Source organism: Bariatricus sp. SGI.019 (genome assembly GCF_050315235.1).
Classification (GTDB): Bacteria; Bacillota; Clostridia; order Lachnospirales; family Lachnospiraceae; genus JAFBIX01.
This window is the reverse complement of record NZ_JBNPOQ010000007.1, coordinates 94,349-112,317: the sequence shown is the minus strand read 5'-3', so window position 1 is coordinate 112,317 and position 17,969 is coordinate 94,349. Positions and strand designations below refer to the sequence as shown.

The 17,969-nt window shown below is 31.8% G+C and carries 44 protein-coding genes; all 44 read right to left on the bottom strand.

Annotation, left to right across the window (positions count from 1 at the left end):
• Positions 1-98: 98 nt before the first annotated feature.
• Positions 99-596: a hypothetical protein gene (locus ACQRD1_RS06280; protein ID WP_427787154.1), complete on the bottom strand. Its 498-nt coding sequence runs from the start codon at positions 594-596 to the stop codon at positions 99-101.
• A gap of 66 nt (positions 597-662) precedes the next feature.
• Positions 663-1,799 (bottom strand): AAA family ATPase, encoded by a 1,137-nt coding sequence (locus ACQRD1_RS06275; protein ID WP_427787153.1) that lies wholly within the window; start codon positions 1,797-1,799, stop codon positions 663-665.
• A gap of 60 nt (positions 1,800-1,859) precedes the next feature.
• Entirely contained in the window at positions 1,860-3,065 is a 1,206-nt protein-coding gene (locus ACQRD1_RS06270; protein ID WP_427787152.1) for a hypothetical protein, read from the bottom strand.
• 280 nt (positions 3,066-3,345) lie between these two features.
• Positions 3,346-3,576: a hypothetical protein gene (locus ACQRD1_RS06265; protein WP_427787151.1), complete on the bottom strand. Its 231-nt coding sequence runs from the start codon at positions 3,574-3,576 to the stop codon at positions 3,346-3,348.
• On the bottom strand, positions 3,576-3,836 hold the full coding sequence (locus ACQRD1_RS06260) for a crAss001_48 related protein (RefSeq protein WP_427787150.1): 261 nt from the start codon (positions 3,834-3,836) through the stop codon (positions 3,576-3,578). Before ACQRD1_RS06260 ends, ACQRD1_RS06265 begins: the two co-directional genes overlap by 1 nt.
• Positions 3,836-3,961: a hypothetical protein gene (locus ACQRD1_RS06255; RefSeq protein ID WP_427787149.1), complete on the bottom strand. Its 126-nt coding sequence runs from the start codon at positions 3,959-3,961 to the stop codon at positions 3,836-3,838. The genes ACQRD1_RS06260 and ACQRD1_RS06255 overlap by 1 nt, the downstream gene beginning before the upstream one ends.
• 25 nt (positions 3,962-3,986) lie before the next feature.
• A complete protein-coding gene (locus ACQRD1_RS06250; protein WP_427787148.1) occupies positions 3,987-4,184 on the bottom strand; it encodes a hypothetical protein in 198 nt (65 codons plus the stop codon).
• Positions 4,185-4,487 (bottom strand): hypothetical protein, encoded by a 303-nt coding sequence (locus ACQRD1_RS06245; protein WP_427787147.1) that lies wholly within the window; start codon positions 4,485-4,487, stop codon positions 4,185-4,187.
• A gap of 115 nt (positions 4,488-4,602) precedes the next feature.
• Positions 4,603-4,869, bottom strand: a complete 267-nt coding sequence (locus ACQRD1_RS06240; protein WP_427787146.1) for a hypothetical protein — start codon at positions 4,867-4,869, stop codon at positions 4,603-4,605.
• Positions 4,870-4,905: 36 nt separating this feature from the next.
• Complete coding sequence (locus ACQRD1_RS06235) at positions 4,906-5,424, bottom strand: hypothetical protein (protein ID WP_427787145.1); 519 nt, start codon at positions 5,422-5,424, stop codon at positions 4,906-4,908.
• Between the two features lie 173 nt (positions 5,425-5,597).
• Entirely contained in the window at positions 5,598-5,861 is a 264-nt protein-coding gene (locus tag ACQRD1_RS06230; RefSeq protein ID WP_427787144.1) for a hypothetical protein, read from the bottom strand.
• A gap of 36 nt (positions 5,862-5,897) precedes the next feature.
• Entirely contained in the window at positions 5,898-6,095 is a 198-nt protein-coding gene (locus tag ACQRD1_RS06225; protein ID WP_427787143.1) for a hypothetical protein, read from the bottom strand.
• Positions 6,096-6,568: 473 nt separating this feature from the next.
• Positions 6,569-6,829 carry a hypothetical protein gene (locus ACQRD1_RS06220; protein ID WP_427787142.1) on the bottom strand — a complete coding sequence of 87 codons (261 nt, stop codon included), beginning with the start codon at positions 6,827-6,829 and terminating at the stop codon, positions 6,569-6,571.
• A gap of 1 nt (position 6,830) precedes the next feature.
• On the bottom strand, positions 6,831-7,064 hold the full coding sequence (locus ACQRD1_RS06215; RefSeq protein WP_427787141.1) for a hypothetical protein: 234 nt from the start codon (positions 7,062-7,064) through the stop codon (positions 6,831-6,833).
• Positions 7,065-7,098: 34 nt separating this feature from the next.
• On the bottom strand, positions 7,099-7,350 hold the full coding sequence (locus ACQRD1_RS06210) for a hypothetical protein (RefSeq protein WP_427787140.1): 252 nt from the start codon (positions 7,348-7,350) through the stop codon (positions 7,099-7,101).
• Between the two features lie 49 nt (positions 7,351-7,399).
• Complete coding sequence (locus ACQRD1_RS06205; protein ID WP_427787139.1) at positions 7,400-7,765, bottom strand: hypothetical protein; 366 nt, start codon at positions 7,763-7,765, stop codon at positions 7,400-7,402.
• An 18-nt stretch (positions 7,766-7,783) separates the two neighbouring features.
• A complete protein-coding gene (locus tag ACQRD1_RS06200) occupies positions 7,784-7,972 on the bottom strand; it encodes a hypothetical protein (protein ID WP_427787138.1) in 189 nt (62 codons plus the stop codon).
• Between the two features lie 28 nt (positions 7,973-8,000).
• Complete coding sequence (locus tag ACQRD1_RS06195; protein ID WP_427787137.1) at positions 8,001-8,357, bottom strand: hypothetical protein; 357 nt, start codon at positions 8,355-8,357, stop codon at positions 8,001-8,003.
• The gene (locus tag ACQRD1_RS06190) at positions 8,357-8,788 is read right to left on the bottom strand and encodes a hypothetical protein (protein WP_427787136.1); all 432 of its coding nucleotides are present in this window, start codon (positions 8,786-8,788) and stop codon (positions 8,357-8,359) included. The genes ACQRD1_RS06195 and ACQRD1_RS06190 overlap by 1 nt, the downstream gene beginning before the upstream one ends.
• Complete coding sequence (locus ACQRD1_RS06185; protein ID WP_427787135.1) at positions 8,772-8,963, bottom strand: hypothetical protein; 192 nt, start codon at positions 8,961-8,963, stop codon at positions 8,772-8,774. Before ACQRD1_RS06185 ends, ACQRD1_RS06190 begins: the two co-directional genes overlap by 17 nt.
• A 25-nt stretch (positions 8,964-8,988) precedes the next feature.
• Complete coding sequence (locus tag ACQRD1_RS06180; protein WP_427787134.1) at positions 8,989-9,276, bottom strand: hypothetical protein; 288 nt, start codon at positions 9,274-9,276, stop codon at positions 8,989-8,991.
• A complete protein-coding gene (locus ACQRD1_RS06175; protein ID WP_427787133.1) occupies positions 9,263-9,451 on the bottom strand; it encodes a hypothetical protein in 189 nt (62 codons plus the stop codon). Before ACQRD1_RS06175 ends, ACQRD1_RS06180 begins: the two co-directional genes overlap by 14 nt.
• A 12-nt stretch (positions 9,452-9,463) precedes the next feature.
• Positions 9,464-9,676 (bottom strand): hypothetical protein, encoded by a 213-nt coding sequence (locus tag ACQRD1_RS06170; RefSeq protein WP_427787132.1) that lies wholly within the window; start codon positions 9,674-9,676, stop codon positions 9,464-9,466.
• A gap of 40 nt (positions 9,677-9,716) precedes the next feature.
• Positions 9,717-9,881 (bottom strand): hypothetical protein, encoded by a 165-nt coding sequence (locus ACQRD1_RS06165; protein WP_427787131.1) that lies wholly within the window; start codon positions 9,879-9,881, stop codon positions 9,717-9,719.
• Positions 9,882-9,942: 61 nt separating this feature from the next.
• On the bottom strand, positions 9,943-10,089 hold the full coding sequence (locus ACQRD1_RS06160) for a hypothetical protein (protein WP_427787130.1): 147 nt from the start codon (positions 10,087-10,089) through the stop codon (positions 9,943-9,945).
• 40 nt (positions 10,090-10,129) lie between these two features.
• Complete coding sequence (locus ACQRD1_RS06155) at positions 10,130-10,375, bottom strand: hypothetical protein (RefSeq protein ID WP_427787129.1); 246 nt, start codon at positions 10,373-10,375, stop codon at positions 10,130-10,132.
• 236 nt (positions 10,376-10,611) lie between these two features.
• On the bottom strand, positions 10,612-10,869 hold the full coding sequence (locus ACQRD1_RS06150; RefSeq protein WP_427787128.1) for a hypothetical protein: 258 nt from the start codon (positions 10,867-10,869) through the stop codon (positions 10,612-10,614).
• Positions 10,847-11,047: a hypothetical protein gene (locus ACQRD1_RS06145; RefSeq protein WP_427787127.1), complete on the bottom strand. Its 201-nt coding sequence runs from the start codon at positions 11,045-11,047 to the stop codon at positions 10,847-10,849. The genes ACQRD1_RS06150 and ACQRD1_RS06145 overlap by 23 nt, the downstream gene beginning before the upstream one ends.
• Positions 11,044-11,361: a hypothetical protein gene (locus ACQRD1_RS06140; protein WP_427787126.1), complete on the bottom strand. Its 318-nt coding sequence runs from the start codon at positions 11,359-11,361 to the stop codon at positions 11,044-11,046. Before ACQRD1_RS06140 ends, ACQRD1_RS06145 begins: the two co-directional genes overlap by 4 nt.
• Before the next feature lie 3 nt (positions 11,362-11,364).
• Entirely contained in the window at positions 11,365-11,613 is a 249-nt protein-coding gene (locus tag ACQRD1_RS06135) for a hypothetical protein (protein WP_427787125.1), read from the bottom strand.
• A 35-nt stretch (positions 11,614-11,648) separates the two neighbouring features.
• Complete coding sequence (locus tag ACQRD1_RS06130; RefSeq protein ID WP_427787124.1) at positions 11,649-12,140, bottom strand: hypothetical protein; 492 nt, start codon at positions 12,138-12,140, stop codon at positions 11,649-11,651.
• 3 nt (positions 12,141-12,143) lie between these two features.
• Entirely contained in the window at positions 12,144-12,626 is a 483-nt protein-coding gene (locus ACQRD1_RS06125) for a hypothetical protein (RefSeq protein ID WP_427787123.1), read from the bottom strand.
• Positions 12,623-12,880: a hypothetical protein gene (locus ACQRD1_RS06120; protein ID WP_427787122.1), complete on the bottom strand. Its 258-nt coding sequence runs from the start codon at positions 12,878-12,880 to the stop codon at positions 12,623-12,625. The genes ACQRD1_RS06125 and ACQRD1_RS06120 overlap by 4 nt, the downstream gene beginning before the upstream one ends.
• A gap of 53 nt (positions 12,881-12,933) precedes the next feature.
• On the bottom strand, positions 12,934-13,416 hold the full coding sequence (locus ACQRD1_RS06115) for a hypothetical protein (protein WP_427787121.1): 483 nt from the start codon (positions 13,414-13,416) through the stop codon (positions 12,934-12,936).
• A 44-nt stretch (positions 13,417-13,460) separates the two neighbouring features.
• Positions 13,461-13,724: a hypothetical protein gene (locus tag ACQRD1_RS06110; RefSeq protein WP_427787120.1), complete on the bottom strand. Its 264-nt coding sequence runs from the start codon at positions 13,722-13,724 to the stop codon at positions 13,461-13,463.
• A 1-nt stretch (position 13,725) separates the two neighbouring features.
• The gene (locus tag ACQRD1_RS06105) at positions 13,726-14,004 is read right to left on the bottom strand and encodes a hypothetical protein (RefSeq protein ID WP_427787119.1); all 279 of its coding nucleotides are present in this window, start codon (positions 14,002-14,004) and stop codon (positions 13,726-13,728) included.
• A 22-nt stretch (positions 14,005-14,026) separates the two neighbouring features.
• On the bottom strand, positions 14,027-14,740 hold the full coding sequence (locus ACQRD1_RS06100; RefSeq protein WP_427787118.1) for a hypothetical protein: 714 nt from the start codon (positions 14,738-14,740) through the stop codon (positions 14,027-14,029).
• 102 nt (positions 14,741-14,842) lie between these two features.
• Positions 14,843-15,085: a hypothetical protein gene (locus ACQRD1_RS06095; RefSeq protein ID WP_427787117.1), complete on the bottom strand. Its 243-nt coding sequence runs from the start codon at positions 15,083-15,085 to the stop codon at positions 14,843-14,845.
• 151 nt (positions 15,086-15,236) lie between these two features.
• A complete protein-coding gene (locus ACQRD1_RS06090) occupies positions 15,237-15,758 on the bottom strand; it encodes a hypothetical protein (protein WP_427787116.1) in 522 nt (173 codons plus the stop codon).
• Positions 15,748-16,149 (bottom strand): hypothetical protein, encoded by a 402-nt coding sequence (locus ACQRD1_RS06085; RefSeq protein ID WP_427787115.1) that lies wholly within the window; start codon positions 16,147-16,149, stop codon positions 15,748-15,750. Before ACQRD1_RS06085 ends, ACQRD1_RS06090 begins: the two co-directional genes overlap by 11 nt.
• Positions 16,142-16,462 carry a hypothetical protein gene (locus ACQRD1_RS06080; RefSeq protein ID WP_427787114.1) on the bottom strand — a complete coding sequence of 107 codons (321 nt, stop codon included), beginning with the start codon at positions 16,460-16,462 and terminating at the stop codon, positions 16,142-16,144. The genes ACQRD1_RS06085 and ACQRD1_RS06080 overlap by 8 nt, the downstream gene beginning before the upstream one ends.
• Positions 16,463-16,493: 31 nt before the next feature.
• On the bottom strand, positions 16,494-17,228 hold the full coding sequence (locus ACQRD1_RS06075) for a hypothetical protein (protein ID WP_427787113.1): 735 nt from the start codon (positions 17,226-17,228) through the stop codon (positions 16,494-16,496).
• Between the two features lie 43 nt (positions 17,229-17,271).
• Complete coding sequence (locus ACQRD1_RS06070; RefSeq protein WP_427787112.1) at positions 17,272-17,595, bottom strand: hypothetical protein; 324 nt, start codon at positions 17,593-17,595, stop codon at positions 17,272-17,274.
• 27 nt (positions 17,596-17,622) lie between these two features.
• Complete coding sequence (locus tag ACQRD1_RS06065) at positions 17,623-17,946, bottom strand: hypothetical protein (RefSeq protein WP_427787111.1); 324 nt, start codon at positions 17,944-17,946, stop codon at positions 17,623-17,625.
• Between the last annotated feature and the right edge of the window lie 23 nt (positions 17,947-17,969).

Sequence of the window (17,969 nt, the reverse complement as noted above, 5' to 3'; positions counted from 1 at the left end):
CATATCCTTGAAAATACAACTTATTACATTGCCCTCTATTTCTATTCTTCCTTTTAATAGCTCTTTTGGATATTTTTCTGTAACACCTGAAATAAAATCTATACTTCCTCACCAACTTCCTGTTCATATTCTAATAAAGTTTTTTTACTTGGTTTCCTTTTGAAATTACATAAAGGAATATCCACTTCAACCTCTTTATTTATCTTCTCTTTTTTTTCATAATGAAAATCAGCTAAACTATTTTTTAGTATTGCTGCAAAATATCTTATTTGTGCATACTCACTCTGAAATGATTTATTCTGCATAAGATTTGTTAAGTAATTTTTGTTTTCATTTAAATACGCACCTATTTTTTCATATTCATATATAATAGATAATTCATTTATTTCCTTATATAAGATTGTATTTGTAACTTTACGACCAAAAATATCATGAACCAAATTAAATGTATCATCTTTAACTTGTTGTGTTTTATGTATTATGTTATATTCGTTCTCATTGCAATAATAACGATTTGTTTTTCCAACAATTACCTTAAATGCATTATCTGTGTCAATGCTCTTGCCACAATATTTACACTTTGCTTTACGTCCCATTGACATCTCCTTCATAATAGCCAAAGTGGTCACAAGACCACTTTGACCGTATTTTAATAATTGAAATTACTTCAACTTATCATAAATTTCCTTCAAAGCATCCTCATCACAATCATTTAACTTTCCATGTTTTGCAATAAGTTCTTTTACTTCGGCTTTGAGATCCTTGTCTTCACAATCCTTAAACATTGTTCTAATTGTACCGATTAAATCATCGGGATAGTTAGATGTTTCAGCGACAGGTGATTCATCTACGGGGTCGATATTATCAATTTCGTCCTCGATATCATCATTGATATCTTCCTTGACTGGTTCGGGCTTCTTTTCTACTTTGGGAGTAGGTGATTTTTTACCCAATGTCTTTTTAGACTTCTCCATTCCCTCTTCGATTACACGAATAAATTCTGCTCCCATATCTTCTTTATCAAAAATCATATACTCAGGAACAGCACCGTAAGCAAATCTGCCACCAGCGTCAATTAAAGGGGTTTCTCTAAAATACAGTTTTCTTACCGTATCAGTTGCATATCTCTTTTTCTTGTCGCCTTCACCCTTCTCTTCTACGTCACGGTCGATAACACCAGTAAGAGTAACGTCAAAAATATCTCCAAAAGCCGCTTCATAATCTGCTCCCATATTGGATGTCAACTGCATATATCCATCTTCTTCAAGACCACCCTTTTCCTTGATTGTCTTAAATTTTGTATGAGCGATTACCCATACTCCAAATCCGGCATTCTGTAACGAAGTCATATAAGGTTTGATAATATCGTTTGCTGAATATTTTTCTCCTGCTGTATATCCACCAAAAGCAGCCTTAATTGACTTAATCTTCTTGTTTGGATTTTCAATATTACTTAATCGAATTGTCTCTTTATCAGCAATTAGTGCAAGTTCATCGCCAGTGTCAAAAGCTACAATTTCAATATTGTGTTCCTTGCCCTTTTCGTTGATAAGCCAGTCTCTCAACTCAATTAAGTCTTTATATGTAGTAACCTGTGTTGTATTTAAGTTATCAAGAATCTTATAACCAATCTCGTTTCCACATCCTACAAGTAATCCCCTTGATGGATCACCATATTTTGCAAGAATTGCATCACGGAATAAAGTTGTTTTACCAAATTTCTTGGTAGAACGAAGGTAAATTGATAAGTTTTTAATGTCTGGTTTAATAGTGTTAATCTGTGGTTTCTGAAATGCCATTAAATATCTCCTTTTCTTCAATCATATTTGTCAAATAGAAAGGGCTTTCGCCCAATCTATTTACAGTTCTTCGTCATCAAATAAATCTTCTGTATCTTCAGGAAGCTCTTCTTCGATAGGCTTGATTGTCATATCGTCATCCGTATAGACCGTATCAACTCGCCCACGACTATATCCTCTTGCAATCTTTTTGAACTGATATTCCTGGACTCTATCACCATATACAGAGCCGCCTAAGTCAGCACGAATGTCATCAAGAGTAATAAGTCCACAATCTAAATCTTCTTTCTGCTCGTCAGTAAGCATATCATCAGTAATTTCTACTTTCTGTGCGCCATTGAGCATATTAACTTCTACACCAAGTTCCTTATATGTATCATCATCTACCATGAACTTATGCTTAATAGCTTCTACCTTTTTCTTAGTCTTATCATCAGCATCATCAGCAGCTACAGGAATTGTTAATGTAACGGGAACAGGAATATTACTCTTACGATTATTGTCATACTCGAACATATAACCATTTACATAATACTTACCCTTTTCTTCTACGCTCATATCATCAAGACTATCTGTGTTAAAAATCATCTTAATAGTGCCTGTTGAATATTCATCTGCATCATCATCCGCAAGATAAATTCTCTGTGGAACATATGATTCATATACCTGTTTCTTATTGTCAGAATATGAGTAATTGGCATTGCCCTTAATATAAAACTTCTTATCTGAATACTTTCCACTGTCAATTACTTTCTTGATGAACTCAGCAAAATCCCATTCTGAAATAAATTCATGACGCTTCTTATTACTCTTATCAAGTGCATCATTGATATCTGCTTCACTCTCAATGCCAAGTTCTTTCAATTCCTCATCAGTAAGGCTTGTACCTTCCTTAACTTTTTCAGCAGCCTTTTCCAACTTATATCGTCTGTTAGGTTTCTCTAAATCAAAGATAAATTTCTTAAACTCTGCCACTTCTGCAAGTTTTGGAGATGTAAGTCTATCCTTAAATGGAATCTTTAAAGATTCACCTTTCACCTTATTACCGCTATCATCGACTGAACCCTTACTGAATGTGTAAACATCACCATGTCCATCTGCAAAAGAACCGGTATCAACAGTAAGTAAATGCCTGTTATCACCACAAATTGCATTAAACATAATCTTTCTCTTTACCCAACCAGAATCATATGTATGCTCTGAGTAAGGTTTAAACTTCTCTGTCTCTTTTCCGAGACTAATCTTTCCAATCATTTCAAATACCATTAAATTTGAAACCTCCTTATATTATAAAAAATTTAATAAATAACTAACTAAAACCTTATGATAAACAGCCCTTTCAGACTGGAACATAGAAGTAACTCTATATAAAAATTTATCAATGAAATGACTACTTTAAGGGTAAACTCTCCCAAGGGTAAGCCATGAACCAACCCACGAATCAATACATATTCTGTTTTTCTAAAATGGAATTCTACGAATTTGTTTGTATATGTATGTTTCTATTTATTACTTCTCCAATCAGACCGCCAAGTCTGCTTGAAGATTATTTACCATTTGACCACTCTTCAAAACTCATTCCTTCTAATATGAAGAATTCCGTATGTGATCCAACATCAAATATTAATCGACCATTCTCTTCCCAAACTCTTGTATAGTAACTTTTGAAATTATGGTCATCTAGGAATTTATTGATTTCCTTATTTACTTCTTCTCTGTTTGAAGGTTCAGCAATTACTCTTTCTTCACATCTACTGTTTTGGAAGAATAACTTCATTAAATAATCACATCCTCTAAATCTACATTCTCCATAACTGCTCTTGCTTCAAGAACTGCAATATAATCAGTCATTGCTTTAATCTGCAAGTTATAAGTGCTACGAGGACAAGTAGGTTCAAACTCTAAAGTTCCATTATCCCACTTTTCTAACATATTTCTTAATCCATAATATCTGATTACTAACTGTGCATATTCTGCCTTAAATCTTTCCTTGTAATCAGAACTGTTCATCATTTCAACTGTATCTGCTAACTTCATTATCTCTTACCTCCCTTCTTGCTTTCCTTCTTCTCTTTTGCAGCCTTTCTTTCTGCTTCTAACTGGTTCTCCATCTTACGCATAATGCTCTGAAATTTTCCTATTTCTTTACAACCAAGTCCCATAATCTTATTCTCCTTTAATCTTTATTTAATCTACATAATCTGTAAATTTATCTCCACAACATAAGCACTTAACTGTCTGACATTCTACTATTCCACTCGGAATAAACTCATATACAAACTGCTCACCTGCTGTTGCATGAGACACACAACCTTGTTTCCTATGATTTTCTACCCATTTATCTAATCTTTTGCTTGTTTTGAACTCTATTAGTATCACCTCCACCTACATATTCTCCAAATACTTTTCAATAAAATCTAACTCATTGTTCTCGCATAAATTATTAAACACATCTATAAACCATTGAGCAGACATATGTAATAGACTCGGATGAATTGTTTTCTTTATGCGTCCAATATGCAATTTTTGTGATAATATTATTGCGTATTTATTAGATAATCTCCTTGAAAACTTATCTGTAATAAATGCTTCTGTGTTATCATATGGACTTCGCATAGTTGTAAGCGTTCTATCATACAATTCTGTTTTTGTTATATAATAAATATATATCTTTTCATTGTCTGTCATTTATATATTCTCCAAAATTATCCAAATGAAATAAGAATTTATTCGCTTCTAACAGTAACTTCCGTTTTTCTATCATAAGCCCAATCAATATTAAAACTTGTCATATGATCTGTGCTTACTTTCTTACCATCTTTAAATACATAAGGAGTTCCTCTATATGGAACAAATACAGCAACTTCAATCTGGTTATTCTCTGATTATTTTCAAATGCGCCTGTTATAAGTTGTCGATTTAATTCGGTCTGCACATTTAAACTTTTTCTTAAACTATCAATTTCTTCTTCATAATGTTTTAGTATGTATGAACGCTTAGTAATAGCATCATATAAACCATCAATCTGTTTTCTTAGTTCGCCAATCTCTTGTAAAATCTTCTTAAACATATATTCTCCTTTCTCTAATACCATGAATCGAAACTTTCATCTGTGTTTTCTCTTATTCTCTTTGAATTTTTCCTTCTCTTCTTTTGCCATAGATGCCAGATTAATGTCTACACCATCATTGTAAGATTTATAGGTTTCATAATCAAAAACAATCATTTCTGCTTTCAACGCTCTGTCATAAGCGCTATCTCTTTCACGTTCTAATCTTCTGATTCTGGATTGTAATTGTTTCTGCTTATCCAAACTCTGAGCATCTTTATATTTCTGCATTTTATGATACATACTTCGTATCATGCTTTCTTTCAACATAATTTCTGTTTCAGTAGTCACTTCACATTTTTGTGCTTTTCGTTTACTTTCAAGACTATAACCAACAACGATGCCTATATGCTCTGGTATGTACTTGCTCCAATCTGATACCTGATTATATAATTCTCTTCCAACGACCAGATAATTATAATGTCCATACCAAGATTTCTTGGCATTAGATTTTAAATCTTGTAGTGTCACCTTTAGTTCATAGCACCTGATAATTCCTTTAGAATCCATAGTCATGAAATCAACAATCTCATTGCCATGACCGTTATTGTAAAAACCGATTGTAATCTCTTCACAACCATATATCCTCTTTTCTCTCGTCTGATTTATTAATGAGTTTTCAAGAGAAATCGTATCTTGTCGTTTACTTATCCTGAATCACCTCTTTTTATCCGAATTGAATCGTGCTTTTATCCTGCATCAAAAATCACTTCGGGTTTCGGAAAACGATCGCTCTGTTTATAATCTTTTCTCCAAAAACCATTTTTCTTTTCATATTCCCTATCTATTTCAAATTTTGGTCTAAAATCACCATCTCCGTCCGAATAAAACCCAACGATAGATGAATGCCCTAAATTACCACAACTTTGCATCCAATTAAGCATGGAACAGAAATCATCTACCCATCGTTCGTTCATTGTAACTTTTATATCAAATGTTACCTCTTTACTCATTTATTCTCCTTTCCAAATAAAAATAAAATGGATTTTCTATCTGCATTCCAAAATTTCAAGTATAGATTTAAAAATCCTATCTATAGTCTTATCTGTATAACCATCTTCATCATAACCAAAGTATTTCATTTCACATTCTCCGATAAATCTATCCAATTTAGAAGATTTTTCTTCTGAACGTTTTAGCCATTCTTGATATTTATGTAACCAATAATTATCTGCAATTGCCCACATTTCTAGTAACTCAATATCAGTAGCATCCGTTAATGGTAAATGACCATGTTCTCTTGCATAATCCGTAATATTTCCTTCTTCTAACCAACACCATCCATCACATATTCCACATACTGTTATCCCATATTTGCCAAATAAATCGGGATATTTTTTGTCCCATCCTAGTTGTGGTGTACAATATCTAACTTTATTTAATAATTCTTCTCGATTTAAAATAACGACACCTCATTTCTACCATTGAATAAAATTTCTATTTACACTTTTTGTACAAGTATCCACACCTTGTTCTTTTCAAAAGAGAAGCATGGATCAGCAACTACTTCATACATTTCTTCTCCAATGACAATTGTGTTATGCCTTTGAGGAATAGAATAGCAATTGTCATATGCACAAATAGCATTTCTATTTTTCTTATTATAAATAACTAAATTTATAAAATATCCTCCGATTATGCCAAGAAAACTTTTGTTTCATTACCATTTAATTGACATAGTTTCTATTTTATTTTCTTCTTCAAAATTCACTCTAGGAACTAATTGTAATAATCCGATAATCTTCTTTGCACAATTTGGACAAACATCTTTTGTTACATTATGCATCTCATTACTACTCGCAAATTTGTATAGTATATTTCCTTTTAAGTCCTTTGCTTCATAAGTAACATAATCTGGTAAAACATATTCAGTCGTATTATCTGATTCTTTATTACAATAATCACATATAATTTTCTTCAACTTATTCTCCTTCTATAAATACTCTTATTGGTTTATTTGATTGTTCAACAGGTATCAAATAGATCTTGTCTTCGCATAAAAATTTATCATTATCTGGAATTTCAAAAACTTTTACCTGTTCTTCAGTCCACTCTTTAAATCGTTCAATAGTTTCTTTTGAAGCTATTGCAACACATGGATTTAGTTTGTCTATCAACTCATATAATTTATCTTTTTCTTCTTGCGACAGCTCCATAATATCCTCCATATTTATAAATAAAATCCCCGATTTATTTGAATTTATTCTTAATGCTTGTCTTCATACAATCAACAACTAATTCTACCCACGATTCATCATCTTCTAACATATCATCTACCCACTGACCAATAGTAGAACCAAAATTAACCTGATTACGAATCTGTTCTCTTAATTCTTCTTTAATAATTGCTTTAATTTCGTCATCTGAAATACTCATAGCTACTTCTTTAAAGCGTTCTGCAATTGGCTTTAAAGTAATATAATCCTGTGTTTGATTTGTCATTTACTTACTTCTCCTTCCAATTATATAAATAAATCAAATTTTTCATCTGCTAATTATCCGCATGAATCACAATAACTTTCTTCCAATATGGTTCATACTTTGTTTTTGTTTCTTTTAACGCTTCTTCAAAAACAGTTTCCGATAATTTACTACCCTTATCATTACCACCCATCTCGTCCCAAAGCCATTCCTCTATCTGTTCTTCAAAATTAACTCTGTCTGTTTCCACATATTCCATATATGGAACTTCGCAATCCAAAATTTCATCAATGTAGAAACGAATATCGCCACAATACATAGATTGTTCACCATCAGTAGCATCTGTTCCTGCTAATACAACGATGGGTAAATCTTGATTCTCTGCAATTAACTTCTTCAATTCGTCAGATTTTGTTGCTAAATCTAAAGGAAACATTTTACTTTTTCACCTCTCTCACATCAACATCTCTGTATGAAAATCATACAAATAATCTCCAAAATCACCGGCATCTCTTATATCATCAGGATCTGTATATCTTTTAATCCACTCATTTTTCCATTCTTGTCCTTCTTTTGTCTTTAAGAAATTATCATATTCGATTTTCAGTTCTTCTTCTCTTTTCTTATAACTTTCACTTCTCATTAACATCCTCCTTCGATAGAACGTGAGTTCAATCTGCATTTTCTAGTTCTCTACCCATGCAACATTTTTCAAACGGAATTGTCACATCATCTAGTTTTCTTCCACACCAAGGACAGAAATTTATACTAATCATTTCGCTGCTTGGTTCTATAATCAAGTTCTTAATCTTATGTATGAAGTCAAAACCAATACGATTATCATACGTATGCATAGAAAAGTATAAATTATTATCAGCACACCCATAACAATCGTCACATGTGCTATCATATACTTCTCCATCTATAACATCAGGAGAGCCATATTCACAACTATTATCATCTGAACTGCAATTTCTGTATGGGATTTTATATTTTCTCCACTCTAAACTGTCACAAAATTTACACATTAACTATATTCTCCATTCATTCTCTGTTCCAGTATTGAAGCTGTTCTTCTAACACCTCTATTCTTTCTCTCTTCGTAACATTTCTTTGCTCTCTCATACATATCTGATTTATCTCCATTCAATCCAACAATACCACTATAAAAACAACCGCCTGGATTATAGTCTTCAATCAGTCCTTTACAATATAAGATTGCATCTGGATTATCTAACCAACCATTCACATCCATTGAACCAGCAAGATAATTTCCACATTCACATTTATAATGTCGTATTGGTCTGCCATACCCATCTCTCATATTGGTGATTGTCTCTTCGTGCCTATACGGATTATCACTTCGTATTTCTTCTTTCTTGCACTTTGGGCAGTAAAATAATCTCAAAATATCACCTCGCTTCTCAGATAAAACATTTCTTTTATTGACTCTTTCCATCTTTGTCCTTTTTTCTAAATAACTTTAAATCATAATAATCGTATTTTTCATCACCAGTTCCAACCATTGCCACCACATCATACCCAATATTTACTGGCAAATTATCAATAATTTGATTTTTCTCATAATAAGAAAGATGTTTTAATTTACCAATTCCTTTTCTAAATACAAACATGCAAACCTCCATATAGAACCAAGATTCAATCACATAAACTTTCATATCTATATTTACATTCAAGTAATTCATTATATTGGTCATGAGTAAGATAAACTCCATCAATCTTTTGTCCTAAACCCAACCCAAGTTCTTCAAGCTGGCAAATAGCAATATCTCGTTCCCATTTATATTGATCAATCAATCCTAAAGCATTTATTGCTTGACGAATTATTTCTATTTCATCTTCATCATGACATCCAAGATCAACATATCCATAATCCAATTGGTTTTTAATATATTGAATTGTTCTTTCTTTTTCAATCTGTGTCATATTCTTCCTCCAATGCTTGCCTACTTGCTTCATCCATTTTTAACTGATGATAAAGTCTATTTCTTTTACACCATTCGCAGCTACCATGATTCCGGCAAGTACAGTCAATAGCTTTTGCGCCTTTATATGGTCTTCTCTTTTCTTTTCCATGTTCTATTGCTTTATTAAGACTCATAGTATTCTCCTATTATTTCCTAGCTATGATTCTGTTTTTAATGTATCTTTTTATCAAATGAATAATAATTGCATTCTTGATAAATGAGATTTCGGCACATCCAATACTACTTTCATCATTGTTATATCTAATCTTTTTTGTTATATTGCTGTAAAATGCAATCTCTTTATTATCATCATATACAGCAATGCCGTCTGCAAAAATTTTAGTTGTAATTTTGTCCATATATTTATTCTCCTAGATTGAACTCTGGATTCATCTGTAATCAAAGTTCATCAAACTCTTTATTAAGTCTATCTATCTCTCCGTTAGCCCAATTTTTCCAACTGTCAATTAACTCCTTTGAAGCACCGACACTTATTGTTAAATCTTTAAGTGCCTCCAAATCTTTTTTTATTTGTTTAGCCTTTAAAAAATCTTCATTTGTCATATTTTCTCACCTCACAAAATATTTATTTATATATCTTTATTCTCCAAATTGAATGTTAGTTCTATTTGTAATCAACTATTTCTGCATAAACCATTTGTCCGTCTTTAGTATCTACAATTTTCAAAAGCACATCAAAAGCATTAAAGTAGTCTACAAGAATTTCTTCTATTTCAATAGCTGATATCTCTTTTCTTAGATTTCTTTCCATAATTCTCCCTTAAAAGCAAAAATCTATTGCCAAAACTACTCTAATTATCGTCCCATACGTCTTCTTCTGATTTTGAAAAGTAAATCGTAACGGCAATTGTATTTTCATCAACCGTAAATTTTTCATGGCTTTTATAAAAATAACCATCTTTTGTTTCAATAGTAACATCATCAAAAATTAAATCGGATTTATTGTATATCTTTATGGTATCGTGTTTATGTTGGCAACCTGCTAGGCACATACAAACACTAACCAAACATAAAAATAATGTTAATTTCTTTTTCAAATTATTTACCTCCTAAGTATTTTCTAAATAAAAGAGTTGTTCTATTTGTCATCACTTTTACTTGTAATACTGATAGATCCACCACATAACAGCCACACTAAAAACCAGAATAATCCGTTCAATGGATATGTCGTATCAAACATTTCCATAAATGGCATATTACAGATATCTAAAATCCAAAATATTGTAATTGCTGTTCTAATTAACCATATTAAAAATGCACCTATATGTATCACCTACTCTCTAAATATGCAACTGTTATACGGACTCAAACATACATTGTTGGCTGCGATATTAGCCATTCTACCAACCATCTTTAATGATTCCCTGATAATAGTCCCGTTTGGTGTTCTCTTATCATGTCCAATATGCCCATATTGATAAAACTCTTTGTCACTATTCTTTTCTTCCATGTATTTTTCCGCATATTCAATCTCATTTTTTGCAACTTGCAAAGACTGAATCATATAGTCAATCTGTTCTACCGTTGTCATTTTCTACCACCTTTCCAACCGGCTCTAAATGAAAATCACTACCACTATTTGTAAATACCAAAGCACACTCTTTTAATTCTCCATCAATAAGCACATGGACTTTTGTATTTCTTGTTTTATGTAACGGCTGTTTACCTATTCTTTTCCACAGAGCATACCAACTAATTGATTTTTTCATTTGTCACCATCTCCCCAATAATTCTCTAAATACTCTAAAAACTCTGATTTACTTAATCTTTCTACTTTCTTTGGACTTGCAATTGCAATATAATCATCATCTTTCATCTCTATGTAAGCATAGCACAAGGAGATATATGTGTTCCATTTTCTCATAGGCTTACGTGGGTAAGATTTCAAACTTTCTATATTATCCAACATAAACTTTTGATACCAATGTAATTTTGCTCCATATAAATATTCTGCAAATGCTGATGGAGATTTTCTGAAATATTGAATTTTATTTGCATATTCCATTCGTTCTTTATCTGTCATATTTCAATTCACCAAAATAATCTTTCCGTGTTCATTATGAAGGCTTCCGATGCTTCTTGCATGTAATTCATTTTTGAAACACTTTCGCAACATCTTATATCCTGCTTCTTCATTTTCTATTCTTACATCTTCATTCAACGGAACTACATAAGCCTGATATACCTGTTCAATTGCGTCTTTTGCATTTTGAGCAAGTACGATCCAGGTATTATCCCATTGACCATAATCACTAGATACTAAGTATTCTTTCATATATTCATTCTCCTATTGAACCGATGATTTATTGCCTATTTATTCTCTGCATCCTCAACAATCTTCCAGAACTCACTGGCTTTCATTTCAACAAAGTCATCTGTTAGTTCAATATCTGTATTACGCTTATTATCAATGCTGCCATACACCTTTTCTCCGATATGAAATAATCTTGAACTGGTACTATAAGAACCAAGCTTACATGAACTATCCCATAATAAATTTGGTTTTCTAGGCGATTTTAAACCATTTTCTTTACACAGATTAACCCAACTCTTACAAATTGGAGCAGTCTTCTTAAAGTCAGTGTCAGAATTTTGTACAAACATTCCCTTGAATTTAATTCTATCTTCCTGTGTTGGAACGATAACCAATCTTTCTGTGTTCTGATAGTATTCTTTCGTTTCGATATCATTATCCTTTGCAAACTGTTTAAATAACACATTTACTTTATTTGACATATCTATATAATCAAAATACTTCTTATAAAAATCACTGTTTTGCTTTACTTCAAAATACTTCTCCATACTCTACTTCCTTTCAAACTTATCAAACTCTGTAACCGTTCCAAAATTATCATGCTTACACTTAATCTTATCCAGACTTGCTCTCCACATATCAAATGTGCAACTACCATCGTGCTTACATCTATCACAATTTCTCTGAGCAAGTTCAATCTGTTCTTTTGTGAATGGTGTTAAATCTTGCCATTTATCTTTAGTGGCATATCTTTTAACCATGTCATAATGCCAATTAAAATCATTAGCATATTTGACTTCACAGTAAAATCTATTACCATTCTCATCTTCAAAGATTGAACGCTTATCGTGATTAAACCACCATCTCTTGATAAGTCTGACTATGTAACAGAAGCCAGAAACAATCAAACCAATAATTCCAATCGTATAATATGCTGCAAATTTATCATTTTCATCTGTAGCTATGTAAACGATAGTTCCGATAAGCCAATAAACCAATAATGTTATGATTGTTGTTAATAAAATCGTATTCATTCTTTTACCTCATCTTCTGGCTTTTCTTTTATAATATCTTTCATCTTTTCAAAACGATTTTTGTAACTACAATCAGAACAATACGAATATCTTTCAAGACTCTTTATTATTCGTTTATATTCTTTATCATAATCATCAAAAGTTACAGCATCTTTCATATCATTAGATAATAAACCAGCTCTTAATATTTCAAATATATACTGATTCTCAGCATGTATAAGATTGAGCATTTGCATCATCTCTACATCGTACATATTTTCCTCCATTTATCCAATTGAATCTCGAATTTATCTGTCTAAATGCCAGATTAAGCAAGCAATCCGATTCGTTTGATTGCTTCCTCTGGTGTATGACCATCCCACTCTGGTGCATTTTCATATGTTTTAACATGAAACATATTCCAATATGGATCAATGTTATAATGGTATGTCGCTTGTCCTTCTGGTGTCTCTATTCCAACAATAAACATTCCATCATACATACTTCCGTCATGGTGTTTTTTGCTTTTCCATGCTAAATGTGGATGTGAATTACAAATCACCGAAAACAGCACAGCACGATGATGATATAACTCATTGAATGTGTGATAACCATCTGAAATTTCTCCCATTCCTTCGTCTGGAACGTACAGAACGTCTTTGCTCAGATATTCTTTATATAAAATTTTTCCGCATTTTGGACAGATCCACTCACTTCTTGTGAATCTTGGTAACTCATTGATTCTATCTCCGTAATAGTCTTTTACATGAATTAATTTTCCTTCATGTTTGCAAAACAATCTTTTAAACATATCATCCCACCTTTAAATGTTAATTTACTGATAGAATTGGCTTTTTATGGCAACATCTTTTCGTAAAAATGATTGCTCCTATACACACTTTCTCTTAAAGAATCGAGTATATTGATTAAATTGTCTAAGCCATCAATATTATCAAATTGTATTTTACATATTGGCTGACCAACATCTTCTTCATTAAGTAATTCACCTACTCTTCCAGTATCATCTAATTGTGAAAACATCAAACTAATCTCATTACTTTCTGGACTTACTGTTTGAGTAATGCCAATATCTCCATTACCTAATTTAATGACTATCATCTTACTCACCTACCAATATCCATAATCTTCTTTTCTTACTAGCTTTCAAATTGTCAATAAAATCCAATTTATCAAGATTTACCATCAATTCCGGCTTATTTCTTCTTATCTCACTAACAGATGGATAGATACCAAGATCAACTAAGATTCTTGGCAAAAATCTTTCGTCTGTATAATAAGTCTTCTCTTTTTCAACCTTATTCCAATCATCTTCATCGGCAGCAAACATAGTAGGCGGTTCTACTATTGGTTTACCTATGACTATATTTTCTATGTACATATTCTCTATTCACCTTTCTTACTTATGCAATATAATTCTTGTCATTTTCAATCAATACTTTGTAATCCATAAGTGCTAAATATACTTCTTCTGGAATTATATTGATGTATTCATTTGCAACATCTTTAATTGCTCTTTCTTTTGTTGTTGCATATTCTTCAAAAGCCTTATCTAATGTTTTAAATGTTCCAAGATTCTTACCATTATAACTAGCAGAATATTTACCACTAGAAGTCTTCTTAATACCAACTGGCAATCCATAATTATTTCGTTTACATGTAAATAATTCGTTTATCCTTTGTGGAACAAGTAAACAATGTTCAGGCGCATAAATCATATTACCTGCATGTTTAATATCTTTGTCCAAATGTAATCTCTCATCAACATCATATTCTCTTTCCTTATACCAATCTGCAAATATTTGGAAATTATGCCATTCAGGACATACAGTTGCTAAACCAAAATACGATGGGTGTAAGTCTTTATTTTTCTCGTAATAACATCTTTCAATCATGTGCATCCAACATAAATATACTCGTGAAAATTTTCCATTTTCATCTTTAACTTTCCATTTGCCATCGCCTATAAATCCTACTCCAAACAATGCTCTATCATAAGAATTCTTTATTTGACCCATTTTAAAATTGTGATATGTATTATTTCTTTTTACATAGTGATATTCGTCAAGGAACTCAACGTCAATATCGCTACATGTTCTATATGCTATAATTTTCATTGGCGTTCCTTGATTATTGTTTTTTACTTCTCCTATTTTTGTTTTATCTGGTTGTAACCTTATTTTTATCCCTCCTTTTATTTTGGCAATAACATGAAAATTCTACCTGTCTTCAACAGGAATAATTATATTGATATTGGCAAGTATCTGTTTGATATTCCAAGGCTCGCCATTGTATTCCTTATCAATCTCAACAAACCTTTCAACAAGATCTTTGATTGGAACTGTTTTATCTGTTTTAATCATTCTATATTCGTAAAACAAGTCATTATATGGTCGTTTTTCGTCTGTAACTTCATATAATCCTGTTGAAAGTAAATAATCTAACATTTCTTGTTCTGACATAAAATTCTCCTCTAATTTGCTATTCTCCACTGCAAACCTAGCAATTTCTCTAATCGCTTTCAGATACGGACATCTTTAAACATCCGTATCATCAGCATTACAATATCCAAATGATGATTTCCGGCAGTATTTCTGTCTTGCCATTTCACATTTACTTTGACTCATCTCTTTTTCGTTCATAATCTTTATCCTCAAAATCAATTTCCATATTATAAAAATCTTTACTCACAACTACTTCATAATTCTCATCGCCTGACCATCTACGCACAAATACAAATAAGTTGCCAGACCATGTATACCAATCTGTTTCCTCTTTATTCTCTCTAAAATATGTAATTGCTCTACGCAGTTCATTTCTAATTTCTTCTGTATTGCATCTTTCTTTTGCACCAGTTTCTACGGATACATGATGAAAATGTACTGGAAACTCAATATTATCTACTGTCAGAGTAATTGATTTTTCATTATCTACGAGCATATTGTGTTCTCCACAAATAGGACAATCAACATACATACAACCATATTCGCCCATAACTAAATCAAACTCATCATATTCAAGTTCTGACTGACAACCTTCACAAATAAGTTTTCTTGGATATGGTTCAATGTATTTTTCTTCTTTTACTTCAATATTATTTGAATTATCTTTTAATACTTTTATGTTACTCACCATCCTTTGCTTTCTTCTGTTCTTTATATTGTCGAATAACTTCTCTTGTAATCATCTCAATATTCATATGTGCCTGTTCATAGCAATCCATATGCATTATATTTTTACAATCGGTTTCAAATTTATAGCACACACCCATCTCATAACCGCAACGTGACCACTCTTGCCACTTAATAATGTGGTCAATTTCTTTGACAAGTGCATCGAAACCATATAACTCTTCTTTGCCATCAAATGACTTATATGTATAATTCTTTGGACTGCGAAGGTATGTTCTTATTTCTCTTTCTGTACATTCCTGAACATTTATATTTCTAAAAATGTTATATGGGATTACCTTCTTCTTATTGGTATCATAATTTAGCACATAATATTCAAATTGCATTTTATTCACCTACCTTCTCATATACATTCTCTTTCTCATTAAATACCCAAGTTCCAACTTCTGTAATCTGATGAAAATAACAATAACCACTATATGTTGCCCAATCATGCAAATCATTTAATGCAGACTCTGTTGGAACTACTACCTTATCACCATAATTATAAGCATCGTCAGTCGTAATATCATCGAATAATTCACCAGTTCTGTTATCATAAATCTTTATGTGTTTCAGATTTGGATGATTTAATATCCATTCATAATGTTCACAATCAAATTCATTGTCAAATTCTTTGCCATCATCGGCAATATAAACTGTTCTCATATATTTCCTTTCCGCAAATAAAATGCAAGATTTATCTGCTGTGTCTGTCGATATACTTCTCTACATCATTTTCTAATTCTCTCAATCTGGTAGAAGCATACTGCAACATATGTATCAATCTATCTTTTTCGTTCTTGTAATACTCAGCAACCTTATCAATCACTTTAATATCGCCCTCTCTTGGCTTATAATGAGTACACATATAACAAGAATTCCATATGTTTAAATCTATATTCCCATTCTCATCTCCAAACGCACCATAAGGACAGCTACTTCCTTGTGAACCATCTTTATATTTATTGATTACTACACATTCACAATTAGGAAATCTTTCTTTATAAGCTGCCCTTTCTTGTGGAGAATAAAAACCATACTGTTTGCACTTCTTATGTGGCAATTCATCTAGCTTGAAATCAATCCAATCTTGAGGTTTCATATTATAATTGGCACAAGCACCACTAGCAAATCTGTTATAAAATAACTCTTGTCCTTCTAATGGAAATGATTTAATTAACTCATTAAGATTCTTTTCATATTTGTAATCTTCTCCGCAAAAATAACTTTCATCCCATTCACCACATTCACTTGCCCATTCTTGATATTCTTCTTTGGCACAATCATCACATAAATGGAACTGTGAATTGAAATTATCATATATACTTCCATAACCTCTTCCTGAGATTCTGTATGCATGTGTTGCTTTCTTTTTCAGACACTTCATGCAAACCGATGTATCTTTAAGTGCCACAATTCCTTTTGAATTCATATGTATTTATTCTCCTTCCTTTTATCCAAATTGAACGCAGATTTTATATACCACATCTTCTTCTTTCTTTTTCGCTCATTTTGTCATATTGTCCTTTACCATATTCAAAATGCTCACATGGAACTAAGTAATGAGAATTAAGATTATTTCTATCTTTCCAACTATCCATCAAGTTTCTATCCTTATCACACCAACTATGTACACAATAAGTCATTCCCCATTGCTGGTCATATCCTTCAACACCATGACAATATTTACAGTTGTTGCAAGTATGTGGTAACTCATTATTCTCTGTTTTAAATTCTGATTCTTTTAATCTTTTTAATATTGTTCTAAAAGCCTTCCCTACTTCTTCACTTGAATACATTTCTCACCTCCTGATGAAATGCGGAATTTAACGATTCACAAACTTATCCAAAAATTCTTCTCGGATATCTCTTCTTAGTTGTGATGCTATATACTCTTCGCAATACCCTTGTCCATAAGCTTCTCTAAGAATTTTTCTGTAAAATTCATAGTGAAAATCGTTGGCAAAGTTTAATCTAATAGTGTCTTCTCCTTTAATTCTCTTAACTACTTTGTTTTCAAGTTTTCCAAATATGGGTTTAGTTGCTTCCCAAGTTTCAGAATCAATATCAATTGACTCTATTTTTAACACATCATTCAATCTCATAAGAACGCCATATTCATAAGCATAATAGCTTGCAAAATAACTCATAATTCACCTCCAATTTTCACTAT

Bases quoted from the DNA above. Each gene is read 5' to 3' on its own strand.
- ACQRD1_RS06195 (WP_427787137.1), bottom strand. From the start codon at position 8,357: ATGTGTAAATTTTGTGACAGTTTAGAGTGGAGAAAATATAAAATCCCA.
- ACQRD1_RS06275 (WP_427787153.1), bottom strand. From the start codon at position 1,799: ATGGCATTTCAGAAACCACAGATTAACACTATTAAACCAGACATTAAA.
- ACQRD1_RS06065 (WP_427787111.1), bottom strand. From the start codon at position 17,946: ATGAGTTATTTTGCAAGCTATTATGCTTATGAATATGGCGTTCTTATG.
- ACQRD1_RS06135 (WP_427787125.1), bottom strand. From the start codon at position 11,613: ATGAAAGAATACTTAGTATCTAGTGATTATGGTCAATGGGATAATACC.
- ACQRD1_RS06120 (WP_427787122.1), bottom strand. From the start codon at position 12,880: ATGTACGATGTAGAGATGATGCAAATGCTCAATCTTATACATGCTGAG.
- ACQRD1_RS06280 (WP_427787154.1), bottom strand. From the start codon at position 596: ATGGGACGTAAAGCAAAGTGTAAATATTGTGGCAAGAGCATTGACACA.
- ACQRD1_RS06175 (WP_427787133.1), bottom strand. From the start codon at position 9,451: ATGAGTCTTAATAAAGCAATAGAACATGGAAAAGAAAAGAGAAGACCA.
- ACQRD1_RS06130 (WP_427787124.1), bottom strand. From the start codon at position 12,140: ATGGAGAAGTATTTTGAAGTAAAGCAAAACAGTGATTTTTATAAGAAG.
- ACQRD1_RS06125 (WP_427787123.1), bottom strand. From the start codon at position 12,626: ATGAATACGATTTTATTAACAACAATCATAACATTATTGGTTTATTGG.
- ACQRD1_RS06205 (WP_427787139.1), bottom strand. From the start codon at position 7,765: ATGTTTCCTTTAGATTTAGCAACAAAATCTGACGAATTGAAGAAGTTA.
- ACQRD1_RS06160 (WP_427787130.1), bottom strand. From the start codon at position 10,089: ATGGAAAGAAATCTAAGAAAAGAGATATCAGCTATTGAAATAGAAGAA.
- ACQRD1_RS06180 (WP_427787134.1), bottom strand. From the start codon at position 9,276: ATGACACAGATTGAAAAAGAAAGAACAATTCAATATATTAAAAACCAA.
- ACQRD1_RS06240 (WP_427787146.1), bottom strand. From the start codon at position 4,869: ATGTTTAAGAAGATTTTACAAGAGATTGGCGAACTAAGAAAACAGATT.
- ACQRD1_RS06090 (WP_427787116.1), bottom strand. From the start codon at position 15,758: ATGGTGAGTAACATAAAAGTATTAAAAGATAATTCAAATAATATTGAA.
- ACQRD1_RS06145 (WP_427787127.1), bottom strand. From the start codon at position 11,047: ATGAAAAAATCAATTAGTTGGTATGCTCTGTGGAAAAGAATAGGTAAA.
- ACQRD1_RS06255 (WP_427787149.1), bottom strand. From the start codon at position 3,961: ATGGGACTTGGTTGTAAAGAAATAGGAAAATTTCAGAGCATTATGCGT.
- ACQRD1_RS06270 (WP_427787152.1), bottom strand. From the start codon at position 3,065: ATGGTATTTGAAATGATTGGAAAGATTAGTCTCGGAAAAGAGACAGAG.
- ACQRD1_RS06095 (WP_427787117.1), bottom strand. From the start codon at position 15,085: ATGTCAGAACAAGAAATGTTAGATTATTTACTTTCAACAGGATTATAT.
- ACQRD1_RS06110 (WP_427787120.1), bottom strand. From the start codon at position 13,724: ATGATAGTCATTAAATTAGGTAATGGAGATATTGGCATTACTCAAACA.
- ACQRD1_RS06185 (WP_427787135.1), bottom strand. From the start codon at position 8,963: ATGTTTGTATTTAGAAAAGGAATTGGTAAATTAAAACATCTTTCTTAT.
- ACQRD1_RS06235 (WP_427787145.1), bottom strand. From the start codon at position 5,424: ATGACTATGGATTCTAAAGGAATTATCAGGTGCTATGAACTAAAGGTG.
- ACQRD1_RS06265 (WP_427787151.1), bottom strand. From the start codon at position 3,576: ATGAAGTTATTCTTCCAAAACAGTAGATGTGAAGAAAGAGTAATTGCT.
- ACQRD1_RS06150 (WP_427787128.1), bottom strand. From the start codon at position 10,869: ATGACAACGGTAGAACAGATTGACTATATGATTCAGTCTTTGCAAGTT.
- ACQRD1_RS06080 (WP_427787114.1), bottom strand. From the start codon at position 16,462: ATGAGAACAGTTTATATTGCCGATGATGGCAAAGAATTTGACAATGAA.
- ACQRD1_RS06190 (WP_427787136.1), bottom strand. From the start codon at position 8,788: ATGGAAAGAGTCAATAAAAGAAATGTTTTATCTGAGAAGCGAGGTGAT.
- ACQRD1_RS06100 (WP_427787118.1), bottom strand. From the start codon at position 14,740: ATGAAAATTATAGCATATAGAACATGTAGCGATATTGACGTTGAGTTC.
- ACQRD1_RS06230 (WP_427787144.1), bottom strand. From the start codon at position 5,861: ATGAGTAAAGAGGTAACATTTGATATAAAAGTTACAATGAACGAACGA.
- ACQRD1_RS06070 (WP_427787112.1), bottom strand. From the start codon at position 17,595: ATGTATTCAAGTGAAGAAGTAGGGAAGGCTTTTAGAACAATATTAAAA.
- ACQRD1_RS06165 (WP_427787131.1), bottom strand. From the start codon at position 9,881: ATGACAAATGAAGATTTTTTAAAGGCTAAACAAATAAAAAAAGATTTG.
- ACQRD1_RS06105 (WP_427787119.1), bottom strand. From the start codon at position 14,004: ATGTACATAGAAAATATAGTCATAGGTAAACCAATAGTAGAACCGCCT.
- ACQRD1_RS06200 (WP_427787138.1), bottom strand. From the start codon at position 7,972: ATGAGAAGTGAAAGTTATAAGAAAAGAGAAGAAGAACTGAAAATCGAA.
- ACQRD1_RS06215 (WP_427787141.1), bottom strand. From the start codon at position 7,064: ATGGAGCTGTCGCAAGAAGAAAAAGATAAATTATATGAGTTGATAGAC.
- ACQRD1_RS06170 (WP_427787132.1), bottom strand. From the start codon at position 9,676: ATGGACAAAATTACAACTAAAATTTTTGCAGACGGCATTGCTGTATAT.
- ACQRD1_RS06140 (WP_427787126.1), bottom strand. From the start codon at position 11,361: ATGACAGATAAAGAACGAATGGAATATGCAAATAAAATTCAATATTTC.
- ACQRD1_RS06210 (WP_427787140.1), bottom strand. From the start codon at position 7,350: ATGACAAATCAAACACAGGATTATATTACTTTAAAGCCAATTGCAGAA.
- ACQRD1_RS06225 (WP_427787143.1), bottom strand. From the start codon at position 6,095: ATGTGGGCAATTGCAGATAATTATTGGTTACATAAATATCAAGAATGG.
- ACQRD1_RS06260 (WP_427787150.1), bottom strand. From the start codon at position 3,836: ATGAAGTTAGCAGATACAGTTGAAATGATGAACAGTTCTGATTACAAG.
- ACQRD1_RS06075 (WP_427787113.1), bottom strand. From the start codon at position 17,228: ATGAATTCAAAAGGAATTGTGGCACTTAAAGATACATCGGTTTGCATG.
- ACQRD1_RS06245 (WP_427787147.1), bottom strand. From the start codon at position 4,487: ATGACAGACAATGAAAAGATATATATTTATTATATAACAAAAACAGAA.
- ACQRD1_RS06115 (WP_427787121.1), bottom strand. From the start codon at position 13,416: ATGTTTAAAAGATTGTTTTGCAAACATGAAGGAAAATTAATTCATGTA.